The sequence below is a fragment of the Faecalibacterium sp. HTF-F genome (assembly GCF_023347535.1).
Classification (GTDB): Bacteria; Bacillota; Clostridia; order Oscillospirales; family Ruminococcaceae; genus Faecalibacterium; species Faecalibacterium wellingii.
In genome coordinates, this window is sequence record NZ_CP094473.1 from 226,891 (window position 1) to 241,228 (window position 14,338).

Below are 14,338 nucleotides of genomic sequence, written 5' to 3' on the forward strand. Positions count from 1 at the left end.
GGTGCTGCTCATCATTTCTGCTCCCGGACGGCTATTTTTTCCGCTGCCGCTGAACACGGCGGGCGGCGTCCCGCCCGGCTGCGATCCCGCTGCCGAAGGCCCAGTGCAGATTGAAGCCGCCACAGCTGCCGGCGCAGTCCAGCGTTTCGCCCACAAAATACAGGCCCGGACAGCCCTGAAACTGAAAATGCGCATCCACTTCCCGCAGCGAGAGCCCGCCGCCAGTCACCTGCGCCTGCTTCCAGCCGCAGGGGGTCAGGCCCTCAAAGCGCCAGTGTTTGGCGGTGTGGGCCAGTTTTTGCCACTGCCCGGCGGTGAGAACGGCGGGAGCGTTGCCGTCCCTCAGCCCGGCGGCAGACCACACAGCGCAGCCCAGCTTCCGGTTCAGCAGACCCAGCCAGAACCCGGCAGGGCTGTCCCCTGCCGTCTGGGCGGCATGAGAACGGAACAGGGCGGTCAGCGCTGCTTCGTCCAGCGCCGGAAAAAGATCCAGCTCCACCGCAGGAGCCTTTGGACTGCGGCCCGGTGCCAGCAGGCCGGACAGCTGCATGATGCAGATGCCGGAAAGGCCATAGTCGGTGAACTGCACCTCGCCGGTCTCTGCGGCCAGCACACGGCTTCCGTCCAACAGGGAGGCCGCGGCCTTGGCGCGGATGCCGGCCAGAGTCTTGTTGGGCTTTGCGCACTGCAGAGCGGTCAGGCAGGGGTACAGCGGCTCCGTTCTGCCGCCGCACTGGGCGGCGAACCGGGTGCCGAAGCCGTCGGTGCCGAACTGCGGCCCGGCGGCACCGCCCATGGCGCAGATGACGGCATCCGCACGCAGGATCTCGGTGCTGCCCTCTGCCGTCTCGAACTGCACAGCGTAGCCGCTGCGGCTCTGGCTCAGGGTGCGCACGGTGCAGCCGGTGCGCAGCTGCACATGGTGCTGCGCAAGGTGGTGCTCCAGCAGGGCCAGCACGTCCGCTGCCTGATTGGAATAGGGATAGATGCGCCCCGCTTCGTCGGTGCGGGTATAGAGCCCCAGAGCGCGGAACCAGCCCAGCGGGTCGGCTGCGTTCACAGCGTCCAGCAGCGGGAGCAGCGCCGCCGGGTCGGCTGTGAAATACCGCTCCGGCGCGATGCCGGTGTTGTCCAGATTGCAGCGGCCGTTGCCGGTGGCCAGCAGCTTTTTGCCCGGCCTTGGGCTGCGTTCCAGCACGACCACCTGCGCGCGGGGTGCACTTTGTGCGGCGGCCAGCCCGGCGGCCAGCCCGGCGGCACCGCCGCCAAGAATGAGGATGTTCGGCATCCTGACACCTGCCTTTCTCAGCAGAATTTCAGAAGCTGTCCTCATAAGCAGGGTGCTGTGCTTATGAAAACGGCTTTTTGTATCATTGTAGCAGAACCCTGCCGGAAACGCAACGAAGGGGCAGCATTCGGCGCAGGTCTTTTTGCGCGGGGCAGCAGGTATAAATTGCCCGGGCTGACAGATACTAGAGGTGCAGGCATTTTCAAGGAAACGGAGGAGCCAACAATGAAAGCAACAGGTATCGTGCGCCGCATCGACGAGCTGGGACGGGTGGTGATCCCTAAAGAGATCCGACGCACCCAGCGCATCCGCCGCGGCGACCCGCTGGAGATCTTCACGACAGGCGACGGCGAGGTGATCTTTAAAAAGTATTCCCCCATTGGCGAAATGAACGCAGTGGCGGCCCAGTACACCGAGGTGCTGAGCAAAAGCTTTGCGCTTACCACCTTTGTAGCAGACCGGGACCGCATCCTCACGGTGAGCGGGAGCGGCCGGCGGGAGCTGGCCGACCGCAGCATCAGCCAGCCGCTGGAAAAGCTGATGGATGGCCGCAGGCTGTACCAGTGCGAGGGCGTTGCGGAAAAATGCATCCTGCCCTGCGAGGGCTCGCCCCGGGTGGTGCTGTGCGCCGCACCCATCATTGCGTCGGGCGATGTGATCGGCGTGGTGGGGCTGCTGACCGAAGACCGCACCGCTGTGCCGGATGCCGCCCAGCTCAAGGCGGTGAATGTGGCGGCAGCGTTTCTGGCCAGACAGATGGAAGAGTAAGGCGGGACGATTTTGAATGCGCGCCGCGCTGCTTTGCGCATATTCAGCGGAAAAATTATTTATAATAGAGCAATGCCGGGCGGTCTGCAGACCGCCCGGCATTGCGTTTTCACGGGTGGGGTCGTGGCGGCAAACGGCATTTGCAGTGCTGCTTTCTGCAAAAGCGCGGCGCAGCGGGAAGCGGGCTTGCCCCCTCAGACGCTTTGGCAAAACCGGAAAGCCTGACGTACTGCCAAGGTCACATCCCTTTTTATGACAGAATTATGAATCTTTGATAACATTTTTCCAAGGGGCTTGACAGCACCGGAAAATTGGCTATAATGGTCTTAGCACTCAGGAACAAGGAGTGCTAAACAAACAAAGCGAACGCAAAAAGGAGGCAGGCGCTATGACGATGGATGCACGCAAGCAGCGAGTCTTGCAGGCGATCGTGGCGCTGTATGGTCTCGAAGGCGAGCCCGTTGGCAGCAGCGTGCTGGCAAACTACTTTGACATGGCAGTTTCCAGCGCAACGCTCCGCAATGAAATGGCGGCGCTGACAAAGCTGGGCCTGCTGGAGCAGCCCCACACCAGCGCGGGCCGTGTGCCCAGTGCCAAGGGCTACCGCTACTACCTTGATAATCTGCTGACCGACGATCAGCCGCTGGACCGCGTGAGTCGCGCCCGTGTGGATGCGGTGTTCGCAAGCCTCGACCACGAGCCGGAAAAGCTGGCGCAGGGCGCAGCCCGGGCGCTGGCCGCCATCAGCGGCTGCACCGCCGCCATCAGCACCCCGTGTGCAGAGGATCTGTGCATTGCCCACTATGAAGTCGTTCAGGTGGGCCGCAGCGCAGCCGCTGTGCTGGCCGTGACAACTGCCGGTTACGTCCGCACCCGTGTGGCGCGGGTACGCACCGGCCTCTCCCGCGAGAATGCGGCGGCTCTTGCCGCATTGCTGAACCGAAACCTCACCTTTGTGGCGCCGGTGGATCTTTCGCCCCGGCTGCTGGCAGAGCTGTGCAGCCAGATCGACCCGGAGCTGGTGCCTGTCATCAGCGCGGCGGCGGCTATCCTGCAGGATTCCGTCAAGCCTCACGTATTTCTGGGCGGTGAGCAGTATCTGCTGGACTGGCCTCAGCTGGACGGCAAGGTGGGCGACATCCTTACCCTGCTGAACGACGAAGAGCAGGCCGCTGCCCTGATCGCTCCCCCGACAGACCGCAGCGAGAGCGTGCTGCTGGGCGAGGATCTGGAACCGCAGATCCCGGGCCTGTGCATCGTGAGTGACCGGTATCTGGTGGGCGGAGGCCTGTGGGGCTCCATCGCACTGATCGGCCCCACCCGGATGCCCTTCCAGAAACTGATGCCGCTGCTGCATTACTTTGCAGACCAGCTGGGCGAGGGCATGAGCGGCAAACGAAAAGACACCCCACAGGCTGCCGTACCCCGGCGGACTGTGATCTATAAGGAGGATCTGGAATGAGCGAAGAAGCAAAAAAGACGGCTCCGGCTCAGGAAGCGGAGCAGCCCGAAACGGCTCCCGAGGAGAAGGCCCAGCAGGCAGCACCCGAACAGGAGCCTGCTGCTGAAGCTGCCGACCCGAAGGATGACAAGAAGAAGGATGGCGGCTGGTTCAACAAGAAGGCCCGCGAGCTGGAAGCCGTAAAGGCAAAGCTGGACGCGGCCGAAGCCAACGCTGCACAGGCCAAAGACCAGCTGCTGCGCATGGCTGCCGAGTACGAGAACTACCGCAAGCGCTCCACCCGCGAAGCCGACCAGAAGTTCAACGATGGCATTTCCTTTGCGGTGAACCAGATCATTCCCATTCTGGATACGCTGGAGATGGCGGCCAACGCCCCCACCACCGACGAGAACTACAAAAAGGGCGTGACTATGACGCTGGACAAAGCTGCCAAGGCGCTGGACGTCCTCCATGTGGAGGAGATCGAAGCGCTGGGCAAGCCCTTTGACCCCAACTTCATGAACGCGGTGCAGCAGATCCCCGCCCCGGACGGACAGGAGAGCGGCACCGTCATCACGGTCTACCAGAAGGGCTACAGGCTGGGCGATAAGATCGTCCGCCATGCGACCGTTGTGGTGGCCGAGTAACAATGCAGAAACCCGCAAGGGTTTTGAATATAACATCCGCTTAGCAACATTTGAGCATCACATAAACAATACGATTTGTTCTTTCGAGAGGAGTTTTCATTATGAGTAAGATCATTGGTATCGACCTTGGTACTACCAACAGCTGCGTGGCTGTCATGGAGGGCGGCGAGCCCGTTGTTATCGCAAACTCTGAGGGTGCACGCACCACCCCGTCTGTGGTCGGCTTTACCAAGACCGGCGATCGTCTGGTGGGTCAGGTCGCAAAGCGTCAGGCCATCACCAACCCCGAGAACACCGTCGCTTCCATCAAGCGTTTCATGGGCACCGATCACAAGGTGACCCTGAACGGCAAGGAGTACACTCCCCAGCAGGTCAGCGCTATGATCCTGCAGAAGCTGAAGGCTGACGCCGAGGCTTATCTGGGCGAGTCCGTCACCGAGGCCGTCATTACCGTTCCTGCCTACTTCAACGACAGCCAGCGTCAGGCCACCAAGGACGCAGGCACCATTGCGGGCCTGAACGTCAAGCGTATCATCAACGAGCCCACTGCCGCTTCTCTGGCATACGGCATCGATAAGGAAGAGGACCAGAAGATCATGGTCTACGACCTGGGCGGCGGCACCTTCGATGTGTCCATCATCGAGATGGGCGACGGCGTTACCGAGGTTCTGGCCACCAACGGTGATACCCATCTGGGCGGCGATGACTTCGATGAGCGCGTCATCAACTGGATGGCAGACGCATTCCAGACCGAGAACGGTATCGACCTGCGCAAGGACAAGATGGCCGCTCAGCGCCTGAAGGAAGCTGCCGAGAAGGCAAAGATCGAGCTGTCCAGCGCAATGAGCAGCCAGATCAACCTGCCCTTCATCACTGCCGACGCTACCGGCCCGAAGCACTTGGATATGACCCTGACCCGCGCAAAGTTCAATGAGCTGACCGCTGATCTGGTGGATCGCACCATGGGCCCCGTCCGCAAGGCTCTGCAGGATGCAGGCCTGCGTCCCTCTGACCTGAAGAAGGTCCTGATGGTCGGTGGTTCCACCCGTATCCCCGCTGTCTACGATGCAGTCAAGAAGGAACTGAACTGCGAGCCCTTCAAGGGCATCAACCCCGATGAGTGCGTGGCTGTGGGTGCTGCCATTCAGGGCGGCGTGCTGCAGGGCGACGTCAAGGGCCTGCTGCTGCTGGATGTCACCCCGCTGAGCCTGGGCATTGAGACTCTGGGCGGCGTGTGCACCAAGATCATCGACCGCAACACCACCATCCCCACCCACAAGAGTCAGGTGTTCTCCACCGCTGCCGACAACCAGCCCTCTGTTGAGGTCAACGTGCTGCAGGGCGAGCGTGAGTTCGCACGCGACAACAAGAGCTTGGGTGTCTTCCATCTGGACGGCATTGCTCCGGCTCCCCGTGGTGTGCCTCAGATCGAAGTTACCTTCGATATCGATGCAAACGGCATCGTGAAGGTCAGCGCAAAGGATCTGGGTACCGGCAAGGAGCAGAACATCACCATCACCGCTTCCACCAACATGTCCAAGGAGGACATCGACAAGGCTGTGAAGGAAGCTGAGCAGTTTGCTGCCGACGATAAGAAGAAGCGTGAAGAGGTCGATATCCGCAACGGTGCCGACCAGATGGTGTTCCAGACCGAGAAGATGCTGAAGGAGAACGGCGACAAGCTGCCCGCCGACGTCAAGACCGAGGCCGAGAGCAAGCTGGCCGACCTGAAGACCGCTGTTCAGTCCGGCAACGTGGACGACATCAAGGCAAAGCAGGAAGCCCTGAGCCAGGTGTTCGAGAAGATGTATCAGGCAGCCGCTGCCGCACAGCAGGCCGCCGGTGCACAGCCCGGCCCCGATGCAGGTGCAAACAACCAGCAGAAGCCCAATGATGACGGCGTTGTGGATGCCGACTTCAAGGAAGTCTGATAAAAAACACAGCAGTGTGTGCCCGGCCAAACCGGCGGACGCACGCGTAGAATAGCAAAAGCCGCTCCGGTTTTGCCGGAGCGGCTCTTGCTGGTTTATAAGTAAAAGAGTTCTCGCTGCCGTAAAAGCCTTCCCCCGGACGGGGGAAGGTGGCATGACGGATGAGGGCGCAGACAACAGCTGCGAAAAACCAAAGCGGGAACTTTTGAACAGGAGGAACCGACCGGGGCGTTTCCCGGGGAGGGCGTTCCCGGAGAGGTGAGTGGATATGGCACAGGAAAAGCGTGATTACTACGAAGTGCTGGGGGTATCCAAGACTGCGACCGATGCCGAGATCAAAAAGGCATACCGCAAGCTTGCAATGAAGTACCACCCGGACTATAACCCCGGCGATAAGGATGCCGAGGAAAAGTTCAAGGAAGTCAACGAAGCAAACGAGGTGCTTTCGGACCCGAAAAAGCGCCAGCTGTACGACCAGTACGGCTTTGCGGGCGTTGATCCTACCTATGCGGCGCAGAACGGCGGCGGCCCCGGTGCGGGCGGTTTCGGCGGCTTTGGCGGCGACGGTGTGGATCTGGGCGACATCTTTGGCGATATCTTTGGCGGCGGTTTCGGCGGCTTTGGCGGCTCGTCCCGTCAGGCGAACCCCAATGCCCCCCGCAAGGGTCAGGACATCCGGGTACGCATCACCCTGAGCTTTGACGAGGCGGTGCATGGCTGCAAGAAGAACATCACCTTCACCCGCCAGCAGGAGTGCACCGAGTGCCACGGCAGCGGCTGTGCTGCCGGTTCCAGCCCCGAGACCTGCCCGGACTGCGGCGGCCGCGGCTTCGTCATCCGCCAGCAGCGCACCCCCTTTGGTGTGATGCAGACCCAGCAGCCCTGCTCCCGCTGCGGCGGCAAGGGCAAGCTGGTCAAGAACCCCTGCAAGGTCTGCCACGGCGCGGGCAAGGTCGCTGCCAAAAAGACGCTGGAGGTGTCCATCCCCATGGGCATCGACGACGATCAGAGCTTTGCACTGCGCGGCATGGGCGATGCTGGTGCCAACGGCGGCCCTGCCGGTGATGTGATCGTCATGGTCACGGTGCGCCCCAGCGAGGTGTTCCAGCGCGACGGCTATGATGTGTGGGTCACCGTGCCCATCACCTTCAGTCAGGCCGTGCTGGGCGACACCGTGCAGGTGCCTTCTATTGACGGCAAGGTGGAGTACACCGTGCCCGAGGGCACCCAGAGCGGCACCACCTTCCGCCTGCGCGGCAAGGGCATCCAGTATCTGAACGGCCGCGGCCGGGGTGATATGTACGTCAAATGCGAGGTGGAGATCCCCAAGAAGCTGAACAAGACCCAGCGGGAGGCCCTGAAGAAATTTGAGGGCACCCTGAAAGAGGAAAACTACGAAAAGCGCAAGGGCTTCTTCAAAAAGCTGAAGGACATGTTCAACAGCTGAACATAAAAAGCATGGCATAACGCAAAAGCGGCGGCACTTCCCGGTTGGGAGGTGCCGCCGCTTTTTTGTTGCAGCCACGATTCGCTGCAAATTTTACGTTGAATTTTACAGCATACTGCGGTATACTAAGGCTGAAAGGAGTGGATACTATGCCCAATATCAAACCGATCTCTGACCTGAGAAACTACAATGAGGTGCTGCGCGATGTAGAAGAAGGCTCGCCGGTGTTCCTCACCAAAAATGGCCGCGGAAAATACGCCATTGTGGAGCTGCGTGATTACGAAAAGGCGCAGGCGACCATCCGCCTGATGAGCGAGATCGCCAAGGGCCGCCGCTCCGGCGAAGAGGAGGGCTGGCTGAGCGTGGAGGAAGTGGAGAAATCACTTGGAATCACAAATGAATAAGCTACAATTATCAAGAGCGGCCCAAAAAGATCTTTTGGAAATAAAATCGTATATTGCTGTTGATTTGGAGAATCCCAAGGCAGCAATGGAGGTGATAAAACGCATCACAAAAAAGATCCGGCTTCTAAACGATAATCCGTTGATGGGAGCAGCTTTAGCATCGATCTCTGGAGCCAATAGTGATGAGAGATTTCTTGTTTGCGGAAGCTATATGGTGTTTTACCGTATTACGCGTGAGAATATTTTTATCGACCGTGTTCTCTATGGCCGCAGGGATTACCTGCGGGTACTGTTTGACAAAACAGAACTGCCGGAGCAGGAAGGATCATAAACAACAGGCGGCGGCACTTCCCAACCGGGAGGTGCCGCCGCTTTTTGCTTGTTCAGGGAGATACAGGGGACGCTTAGGAGCCAAAGATGATCAGTGCATTGGGAACCAGACCGATGATGCTCGCACAGGATGCAGCAAACCAGAAGCTGCATCCTGCATCGTGGATGGTGTTCAGAGAGCTCTTTTCAGCGTGGACGACCAGAGCGTTCATGCCGTTCTCCACCCAGTTGGAGTTGATGTTTGCCTTGCGGTAATCGTGGATGGTGGAAACGGCCTTATACCAGCCGTACAGCGGGAACCAGGCCATGACGGCCTGCACAACGCCTACGCCGCCCTCGGTGTAGGTCATCTCATCGCAGGAAAGAATATTGTAATTTGCGGGGAGAGTGATGCTGTTCATAAAAACAACCTCCTTGGAGGAATATCAATAATAAAAGCGGCGGCTCTTCTGTTTGAAGAGCCGCCGCAAAAAAGCCCTTTGGTTTACTCGTGCGCTATGCGGTAAGGTGGGTCAAAGCAGGACGACCGCTGCGTTGATAATCAGGCCGACACCGGTCATACTGGTGCTGATGAACCAAGCAGTGCACGCGATGTCGCGGATTGCATTGGGCACGCTCTTCTCCATATCCTTGCCCAGATCATCGAGACCGGTATCCAACCAGGTATTCGGATTAGCCTTGCGGTAGTTACGAGCTGCAGACAGACCCTTGATCCAGCCGTAGGGTCCGATGAACCAGCACAGCAGTGCTTCGGTCATAGTAGCATCAGCGCCACCCTCGGTATAGGTCATCTCGTCATAAGACAGAACGTTGTAGGAAGCAGGCATCATGATCTTGTTTTCCATAATAACACTCCTTTGAATCAAAGCTACCAAAACGACACATGTCTGAGCCGTTCACACCAAAGTAACCCGCATTGCAGAGACTTCTCTCTACACCGCGATTATACAACAGCCGTCACCTTTTTTCAAGAGGAAAATAAGCAGTCTGCGCAAAAACTGGAGAGACTTCCGAAAAGAACTGGAAAAATTTGTGGAAAAGCACTGCAATAAAATACACCCCTCTGCAAACCGCGCTGGGCGGTCGGCAGAGGGGTGTGTTCCTGTGCGGGAGAAGGCGGGTTTACCCCGCTACTCCGGCACGGTAGAGGTACGGGTCGCTCTTGAAGCTGTCAAAGCTGTACAGCACCAAAATCTGGTCGTAGCCGTTGTCGGCGATCAGCTGATCCAGCCCGTAGTTGTAGTTGCGGAAGTCCACCACGTCGATCTCGGCATAGTTTGCGGTCAGGTAGGGCGCAAAGCAGTTGGCGTAGCTGTCCTTGATGACCAGAATGCGTCCGGTGCCGCTGCCCTCGATGCGGCTCAGGCCGTTGTTGCCGTGCAGGAACATGGCGTATTTGTCGTACACATTCAGCTTGTCGGTGTCGTACAGACCGGTGGTCTGGCCGTCCGTCGGCTGGCCTGCCGCCGTCACATTCCAGATGGTCAGGGTGTTCGGCAGGTCGTAGTAGGTGATGGTATCCGGCACTGCATTCCATGTGCGGGCCTTGGAGTAGTGGGTGCCGTAGAAGTTTTCGGCCGTCAGAGCGGTGTGCGCGGCGGGGTCGAAGGGGGTCAGGCCCAGCGCACCGCAGAGCTGCTGGTAGGCGTAGTATGCGCCAAGGCTCGTCCAATGGTGGTCGGTGCGGTAGTAGATATATTCGTCCTTGTGCTCGGCAAGGGTCTGCCGCACGTCCACAAAGCGGCCGCCTGCCGCCTGCACGGCGGCAGAGAGCTGGTCAAGGTAGGCATCCTCGTCCAGAAGCGGCGCATTTGCTGGCACTTTCTCCGGATAGATCACCGATGCCGCCGGTGCCAGCAGAACATTCACCTTACCCGGGTACCGCTGACACAGCGCTTCCACGGCGGCGGTGTTTTTGGGCAGGGTGCGGTTCTCGCTGTCCAGCAGGCCGAAGGTGCGGGGGAACATCATGTGCTCTTTGCCCAGCAGGATGCCGCCGCTCTGCTCCTTTTGCAGCAGGGTGGTCTCCACCACGCTCTGCAAGCTGATCCAGTTATCGCGGCCGAACACCTGATCCTTCACGTATTTGGTGTAGGCGGTAAAATAGCTGTTCAGCCCCTTGGCAGAAAGCTGGGTCAGCGCCGGGCGCTGGCTGAGGGTGGTGTTCTCCATTTCGCTGTAGGCACGGTCCGGTGTAATAAGGTCCAGTGCGAACAGACCAATAAAGAACAGGCTGAACACCACCAGCACCGGGTAGTGCAGGAGCGAAGAAGATCGTTTGGAATGCTTGTCCATCTTCACGCCTCCTTAAAAGTTAAAGTAGAGGAACGGGCTGTTGGTGCTGCCCACCACGTAGGCGGTGGAGATCACCAGCAAGGTTAGGATGGCGGCACAGCGGGTGACCACGTTCCTGCGCAGCACATCCCAGAGCTTTTCAATGAGCGGGGTGCAGCACACCACGCTCACCGCCAGCAGCACACCGTAGTTGCGCAGGAAATACAGCGGAGATACGCCGCCGGAGGGGATGAACAGCTTCTGGAACAGCAGGCCGAAGCTTACGCCCGTGTCGTTGCCCACGAACATGGCCCAGCCCACCACCACGAGGAACAGGGTGTAGATGTGGGGCCAGACTTTACCCTTTTGCAGGTGGGGCAGCAAAAACAGCTTTTCTGCCGCCAGCAGTACAAAGTAGTACAGGCCCCAGCAGATGAAGTTCCAGTTCGCGCCGTGCCAGATGCCGGTGAGCAGCTCCACCACGAACAGGTTGAAGATCTGGCGCTTCAGGCCCTTGCGGTTGCCGCCCAGCGGGATATATACATACTCCCGGAACCAGCCGGACAGGGTCATGTGCCAGCGCCGCCAGAACTCGGTGATGGATGCGGAGATATACGGGTAATTGAAGTTCGCGGGGAAATCGAAGCCCAGCATCTTGCCCATGCCGATGCCCATCATGGAGTAGCCGGAAAAGTCAAAATAGAGCTGCAGGCTGTAGGCGATGATGCCCAGCCACACCAGCGGGGTGGAGGCGTTGGCAAGGCCCACAAAGGTGGTGGAGGGGCTGTCTGCCACCCCGATGATGTCGGTCCACAAAGCACCGATGGCGTCCGCCAGCAGCACCTTTTTGGCAAGGCCGAAGGTGAACAGGGTCATGCCCTCTTCGATCTGCTGCAGGCTGTAGCGGTGCCGGTATACGTGCAGCTGGCTGGAAACATCGCGGTACTTGACGATGGGGCCCGCGATGAGCTGCGGAAACATGACCACATAGGCACCGAAGTCGATGATATTGCGCTCCGCCTTCACATCCCGGCGGTAGACGTCGATGGAGTAGGACAGAGTCTGGAAGGTGTAGAAGCTGATGCCCAGCGGCAGGGTGCCGATGCCCTGGATCTCGGCAAAGCCGGTGCCCAGCAGGGCATTGACGCTGCGCAGAACGAAGTTTGCGTATTTGAAATAGAACAGCATCCCAAGGCTGCCGATCAGGGCGGCAAGCAGGAACGCTCTGCGAAGGGCCGGGCGCTGGTCAAAATGCTCGATGGCAAGGCCGCTGATATAGTTGATCAGGATCAGGGCCACCATCACCGGGAAGAAGCGTACCTCGCCCCAGCAGTAGAACACCAGACTGCACAAAAACAGCACGGTATTCTTGAGCTTCGGGGGTGCAAGGTAGTACAGCGCCAGCGTGATGGGCAGAAAGCGGAACAGGAAGATTATGGTGCTGAAAACCAAGGCGTCAGCCTCCTTTTTACACGGAATTACAGATTCAGTATTCCCCCAAGGGGGAGCCATCCCGGGTAAGGGAGGGCTTTCTACCGAAAAAAGCCGATGCCGCAAATGGCACCGGCTTCGGGTGGTTCGGGTTTATGCCAGAGCGCTGTCCACGGCGCTGTCCAGATCAGCGGTGCACTCGTTGGATGCGATCACCATGACCACGGTGTTGTCCTTGAAGGCGATGACGGCGTTCTCCACGTTGTCCTGTGCCTGCGCGAACTCGGCATAGTTGCCGTAGAAGGCCACCTGATCCTGCTGGTAGGCAGCCAGCTGGTTTGCCACATCCTCGGCCTTGCCGTCGGCGGCTTCCACCACCAACACCAGACCGGCGTCGCCGTTGTCGTTGCTCTTGACGCCCTTGTAGCTTACCACGTCCTCAGCCTTCAGGCCGAAGTCGTACTCAATGTTCATGGCTGCGATCTCGAACTGGTTGGAAATGGGGTCCTGCTCCAGCAGGGTACTGTAGATGCCGTCCAGTGTATCGGTGCCGTTTTCCGCATTGTCCACCACAGAGGACACAGCGGCGCTGGAAGCGGGAGATTCCGCCGCAGCGGTGGAAACGGAGGACGGCGCAGCGGAAGAGCTGCTGCCGCCGCAGCCGGTCAGTGCAGCTGCAGCCAGCGCACCGGTGAGGGTGATTGCAATGATTTTTGTGCGATTTATCATAAAATATTCCTTCTTTTGTTCAAAACATTCTCGCAGCTGCCCAAAGCGGTCCTGCATCAGGGCAGACTATTGTTATCTTACCATAACCGCGTGCAAAATGCAACGCGCAGACCACCAGTTTTACGGATTTTTAACCGGCCGTGTTTTTCCCTGCGGCCAGCTTCTGCAGCAGGGCAACGGCGTCCTCAAGGCACAGGCCGCTCTGCTGGATGAGAGCCGCATTCTCCGGCCCTACATAGCGCCAGTGCCACGGCTCATAGGTGATCTCGGTGACGGCTTCGGCGTCCTTGGGATACCGCAGGATGAAGCCGTACTCCACGGCGTGGGCCTTCAGCCATCGGAAGGCCGCCGTCTTTTCAAAGCCCGTGTCAAGGCCGGTGTACTCCGGGCTGTTCAGGTCGGCGGCAAGGCCGCAGTTGTGCTCGGAGTAGCCCGGAGGGTTCACGATGGAAGCGGCCTTCTGCAGGGCCTCGGCCCGGCTCAGCCCCTTGTCCAGATAATACTGGGTCTTTTTGTTGTAGAGCCCTTCCTGATACTTCACGCTGCGGTAGCCGCTCTGCATCCAGATGGTCACGCCCTCTTTGGCGGCAGCGGCCTGCATGGCAAGAAAGGCGTCGGCGGCTTCGGTCTGCAGGGTCTTATTGACGGCGGTGGCCGAACCGCATTCTCTGGTGGTAAAGGTGTAGTCCTCCGGCATCTTGTTGGTATGGTTCACCAGCACCATGCGGGGGTCGTCCAGCATGGCCTGCGCCTGCTGAGCGGAGAGCAGGCCGGGCTCTTCCTCCGCAGCCGAAGCCGCACTGGAAGCAGGAGCAGCTTCGGCTGCGGTACTGCTGACGGAAGCCGCCGATGCACTGGGAACGGCGGCATGACGGCTGAGAAGAAAAGAGACTCCGCCCGCAGCCGCGCAGGCCGCAAGGGTGAAAGCAAACAAACGGCGCGCAGCCGGGCGCAGAGGATGGCGGTGATGGGGAGTCGGATGCATGGAAAGCCTCCTTTCCGGCGGGATTGTACCATTGTGTATAGAATGGGCATCTCATGGGCAGACTATGCCCGGAGGGAGCAGGATATGAAGATGACAGCACAGGAATATGCGCGCCGGGTGCGGCGTGTGGGGCCGCACTCACCTCTGGGAACAGACTGTCTGTGGGCCTTTTGCGTGGGCGGCGGCATCTGCCTGCTGGGCGAGATACTGCGCCAGCGGTATCTTGCCATGGGGATGGAAGCCGACCTTGCCGGTACCCTGACCAGCTGCACGCTCATTGCCCTTTCGGCGGTGCTTACCACGCTGGGGTGGTATCAGAAGCTGGCGGCAAAGGCGGGGGCCGGGTCGCTGGTGCCCATCACAGGCTTTGCCAACGCAGTGGTCAGCGCAGCCATCGAGTTCAAGGCCGAGGGCCGGGTGCTGGGCACCGGGGCCAAGATGTTCACCATCGCCGGGCCGGTCATCGTATATGGTACGCTGGCGGCGGTGGTGTACGGCGCGGTGCTGTGGGTGCTGGACACGCTGGGGATGCCCGTCCTTTTATAAAAACGAGTCAGCATGCCGACAAATTGCGGCGCACTGCTATTGTACCATAAAATTCGCGTTTGTGAAGCGAAGCGGAACAATGAAAGCCCCAGTGGGGCTTTTAAGCGACCGAACGGT

General features: G+C 59.5%; 15 protein-coding genes. 8 read left to right on the top strand and 7 right to left on the bottom strand.

From position 1 onward, the window contains the following. Nucleotides 1-31 precede the first annotated feature (31 nt). Nucleotides 32-1,288, bottom strand: coding sequence for a BaiN/RdsA family NAD(P)/FAD-dependent oxidoreductase (locus MTP37_RS01080; protein WP_249237822.1), 1,257 nt, complete (start codon nucleotides 1,286-1,288; stop codon nucleotides 32-34). A 225-nt stretch (nucleotides 1,289-1,513) separates the two neighbouring features. Here MTP37_RS01080 and MTP37_RS01085 point away from each other — a divergent pair, with 225 nt between their 5' ends. The 7 genes from MTP37_RS01085 (at nucleotide 1,514) to MTP37_RS01115 (ending at nucleotide 8,257) form a co-directional block, all read left to right on the top strand. Continuing rightward, nucleotides 1,514-2,056, top strand: a complete 543-nt coding sequence (locus tag MTP37_RS01085; protein WP_249237823.1) for a stage V sporulation T C-terminal domain-containing protein — start codon at nucleotides 1,514-1,516, stop codon at nucleotides 2,054-2,056. Nucleotides 2,057-2,444: 388 nt separating this feature from the next. Beyond that, a complete protein-coding gene (gene hrcA, locus MTP37_RS01090; RefSeq protein WP_249237824.1) occupies nucleotides 2,445-3,518 on the top strand; it encodes a heat-inducible transcriptional repressor HrcA in 1,074 nt (357 codons plus the stop codon). Continuing rightward, complete coding sequence (locus MTP37_RS01095) at nucleotides 3,515-4,144, top strand: nucleotide exchange factor GrpE (protein WP_249237825.1); 630 nt, start codon at nucleotides 3,515-3,517, stop codon at nucleotides 4,142-4,144. Before hrcA ends, MTP37_RS01095 begins: the two co-directional genes overlap by 4 nt. A 101-nt stretch (nucleotides 4,145-4,245) precedes the next feature. Beyond that, nucleotides 4,246-6,075: a molecular chaperone DnaK gene (gene dnaK, locus MTP37_RS01100; RefSeq protein ID WP_249237826.1), complete on the top strand. Its 1,830-nt coding sequence runs from the start codon at nucleotides 4,246-4,248 to the stop codon at nucleotides 6,073-6,075. Between the two features lie 268 nt (nucleotides 6,076-6,343). Further along, nucleotides 6,344-7,522 (top strand): molecular chaperone DnaJ, encoded by a 1,179-nt coding sequence (gene dnaJ / locus MTP37_RS01105; RefSeq protein ID WP_249237827.1) that lies wholly within the window; start codon nucleotides 6,344-6,346, stop codon nucleotides 7,520-7,522. A gap of 149 nt (nucleotides 7,523-7,671) precedes the next feature. After that, nucleotides 7,672-7,926: a type II toxin-antitoxin system prevent-host-death family antitoxin gene (locus MTP37_RS01110; protein WP_249237828.1), complete on the top strand. Its 255-nt coding sequence runs from the start codon at nucleotides 7,672-7,674 to the stop codon at nucleotides 7,924-7,926. Beyond that, a complete protein-coding gene (locus MTP37_RS01115; protein ID WP_249237829.1) occupies nucleotides 7,907-8,257 on the top strand; it encodes a type II toxin-antitoxin system RelE/ParE family toxin in 351 nt (116 codons plus the stop codon). The genes MTP37_RS01110 and MTP37_RS01115 overlap by 20 nt, the downstream gene beginning before the upstream one ends. 73 nt (nucleotides 8,258-8,330) lie before the next feature. Here MTP37_RS01115 and MTP37_RS01120 read toward each other — a convergent pair whose 3' ends face one another. The 6 genes from MTP37_RS01120 to MTP37_RS01145 form a co-directional block, all read right to left on the bottom strand. After that, on the bottom strand, nucleotides 8,331-8,657 hold the full coding sequence (locus MTP37_RS01120) for a hypothetical protein (RefSeq protein ID WP_249237830.1): 327 nt from the start codon (nucleotides 8,655-8,657) through the stop codon (nucleotides 8,331-8,333). 111 nt (nucleotides 8,658-8,768) lie between these two features. Beyond that, on the bottom strand, nucleotides 8,769-9,086 hold the full coding sequence (locus tag MTP37_RS01125; protein WP_249237831.1) for a hypothetical protein: 318 nt from the start codon (nucleotides 9,084-9,086) through the stop codon (nucleotides 8,769-8,771). A gap of 292 nt (nucleotides 9,087-9,378) precedes the next feature. After that, nucleotides 9,379-10,551 (bottom strand): DHHW family protein, encoded by a 1,173-nt coding sequence (locus MTP37_RS01130; RefSeq protein ID WP_249237832.1) that lies wholly within the window; start codon nucleotides 10,549-10,551, stop codon nucleotides 9,379-9,381. Nucleotides 10,552-10,563: 12 nt separating this feature from the next. Further along, a complete protein-coding gene (locus tag MTP37_RS01135; RefSeq protein ID WP_249237833.1) occupies nucleotides 10,564-11,982 on the bottom strand; it encodes an MBOAT family O-acyltransferase in 1,419 nt (472 codons plus the stop codon). Between the two features lie 132 nt (nucleotides 11,983-12,114). Continuing rightward, nucleotides 12,115-12,690, bottom strand: a complete 576-nt coding sequence (locus MTP37_RS01140) for a DUF4358 domain-containing protein (protein ID WP_249237834.1) — start codon at nucleotides 12,688-12,690, stop codon at nucleotides 12,115-12,117. Between the two features lie 130 nt (nucleotides 12,691-12,820). Continuing rightward, nucleotides 12,821-13,675, bottom strand: a complete 855-nt coding sequence (locus MTP37_RS01145; protein ID WP_249237835.1) for a M15 family metallopeptidase — start codon at nucleotides 13,673-13,675, stop codon at nucleotides 12,821-12,823. Nucleotides 13,676-13,759: 84 nt separating this feature from the next. On the opposite strand from MTP37_RS01145, the gene MTP37_RS01150 reads away from it, so the two are divergent. Next, complete coding sequence (locus MTP37_RS01150) at nucleotides 13,760-14,221, top strand: SpoVA/SpoVAEb family sporulation membrane protein (protein WP_249237836.1); 462 nt, start codon at nucleotides 13,760-13,762, stop codon at nucleotides 14,219-14,221. The last annotated feature ends 117 nt before the right edge of the window (nucleotides 14,222-14,338 follow it).

Bases quoted from the DNA above. Each gene is read 5' to 3' on its own strand.
- MTP37_RS01130 (WP_249237832.1), bottom strand. From the start codon at position 10,551: ATGGACAAGCATTCCAAACGATCTTCTTCGCTCCTGCACTACCCGGTG.
- MTP37_RS01145 (WP_249237835.1), bottom strand. From the start codon at position 13,675: ATGCATCCGACTCCCCATCACCGCCATCCTCTGCGCCCGGCTGCGCGC.
- MTP37_RS01140 (WP_249237834.1), bottom strand. From the start codon at position 12,690: ATGATAAATCGCACAAAAATCATTGCAATCACCCTCACCGGTGCGCTG.
- MTP37_RS01125 (WP_249237831.1), bottom strand. From the start codon at position 9,086: ATGATGCCTGCTTCCTACAACGTTCTGTCTTATGACGAGATGACCTAT.
- MTP37_RS01085 (WP_249237823.1), top strand. From the start codon at position 1,514: ATGAAAGCAACAGGTATCGTGCGCCGCATCGACGAGCTGGGACGGGTG.
- dnaJ (WP_249237827.1), top strand. From the start codon at position 6,344: ATGGCACAGGAAAAGCGTGATTACTACGAAGTGCTGGGGGTATCCAAG.
- MTP37_RS01095 (WP_249237825.1), top strand. From the start codon at position 3,515: ATGAGCGAAGAAGCAAAAAAGACGGCTCCGGCTCAGGAAGCGGAGCAG.
- MTP37_RS01080 (WP_249237822.1), bottom strand. From the start codon at position 1,288: ATGCCGAACATCCTCATTCTTGGCGGCGGTGCCGCCGGGCTGGCCGCC.
- hrcA (WP_249237824.1), top strand. From the start codon at position 2,445: ATGACGATGGATGCACGCAAGCAGCGAGTCTTGCAGGCGATCGTGGCG.
- dnaK (WP_249237826.1), top strand. From the start codon at position 4,246: ATGAGTAAGATCATTGGTATCGACCTTGGTACTACCAACAGCTGCGTG.
- MTP37_RS01110 (WP_249237828.1), top strand. From the start codon at position 7,672: ATGCCCAATATCAAACCGATCTCTGACCTGAGAAACTACAATGAGGTG.
- MTP37_RS01150 (WP_249237836.1), top strand. From the start codon at position 13,760: ATGAAGATGACAGCACAGGAATATGCGCGCCGGGTGCGGCGTGTGGGG.
- MTP37_RS01120 (WP_249237830.1), bottom strand. From the start codon at position 8,657: ATGAACAGCATCACTCTCCCCGCAAATTACAATATTCTTTCCTGCGAT.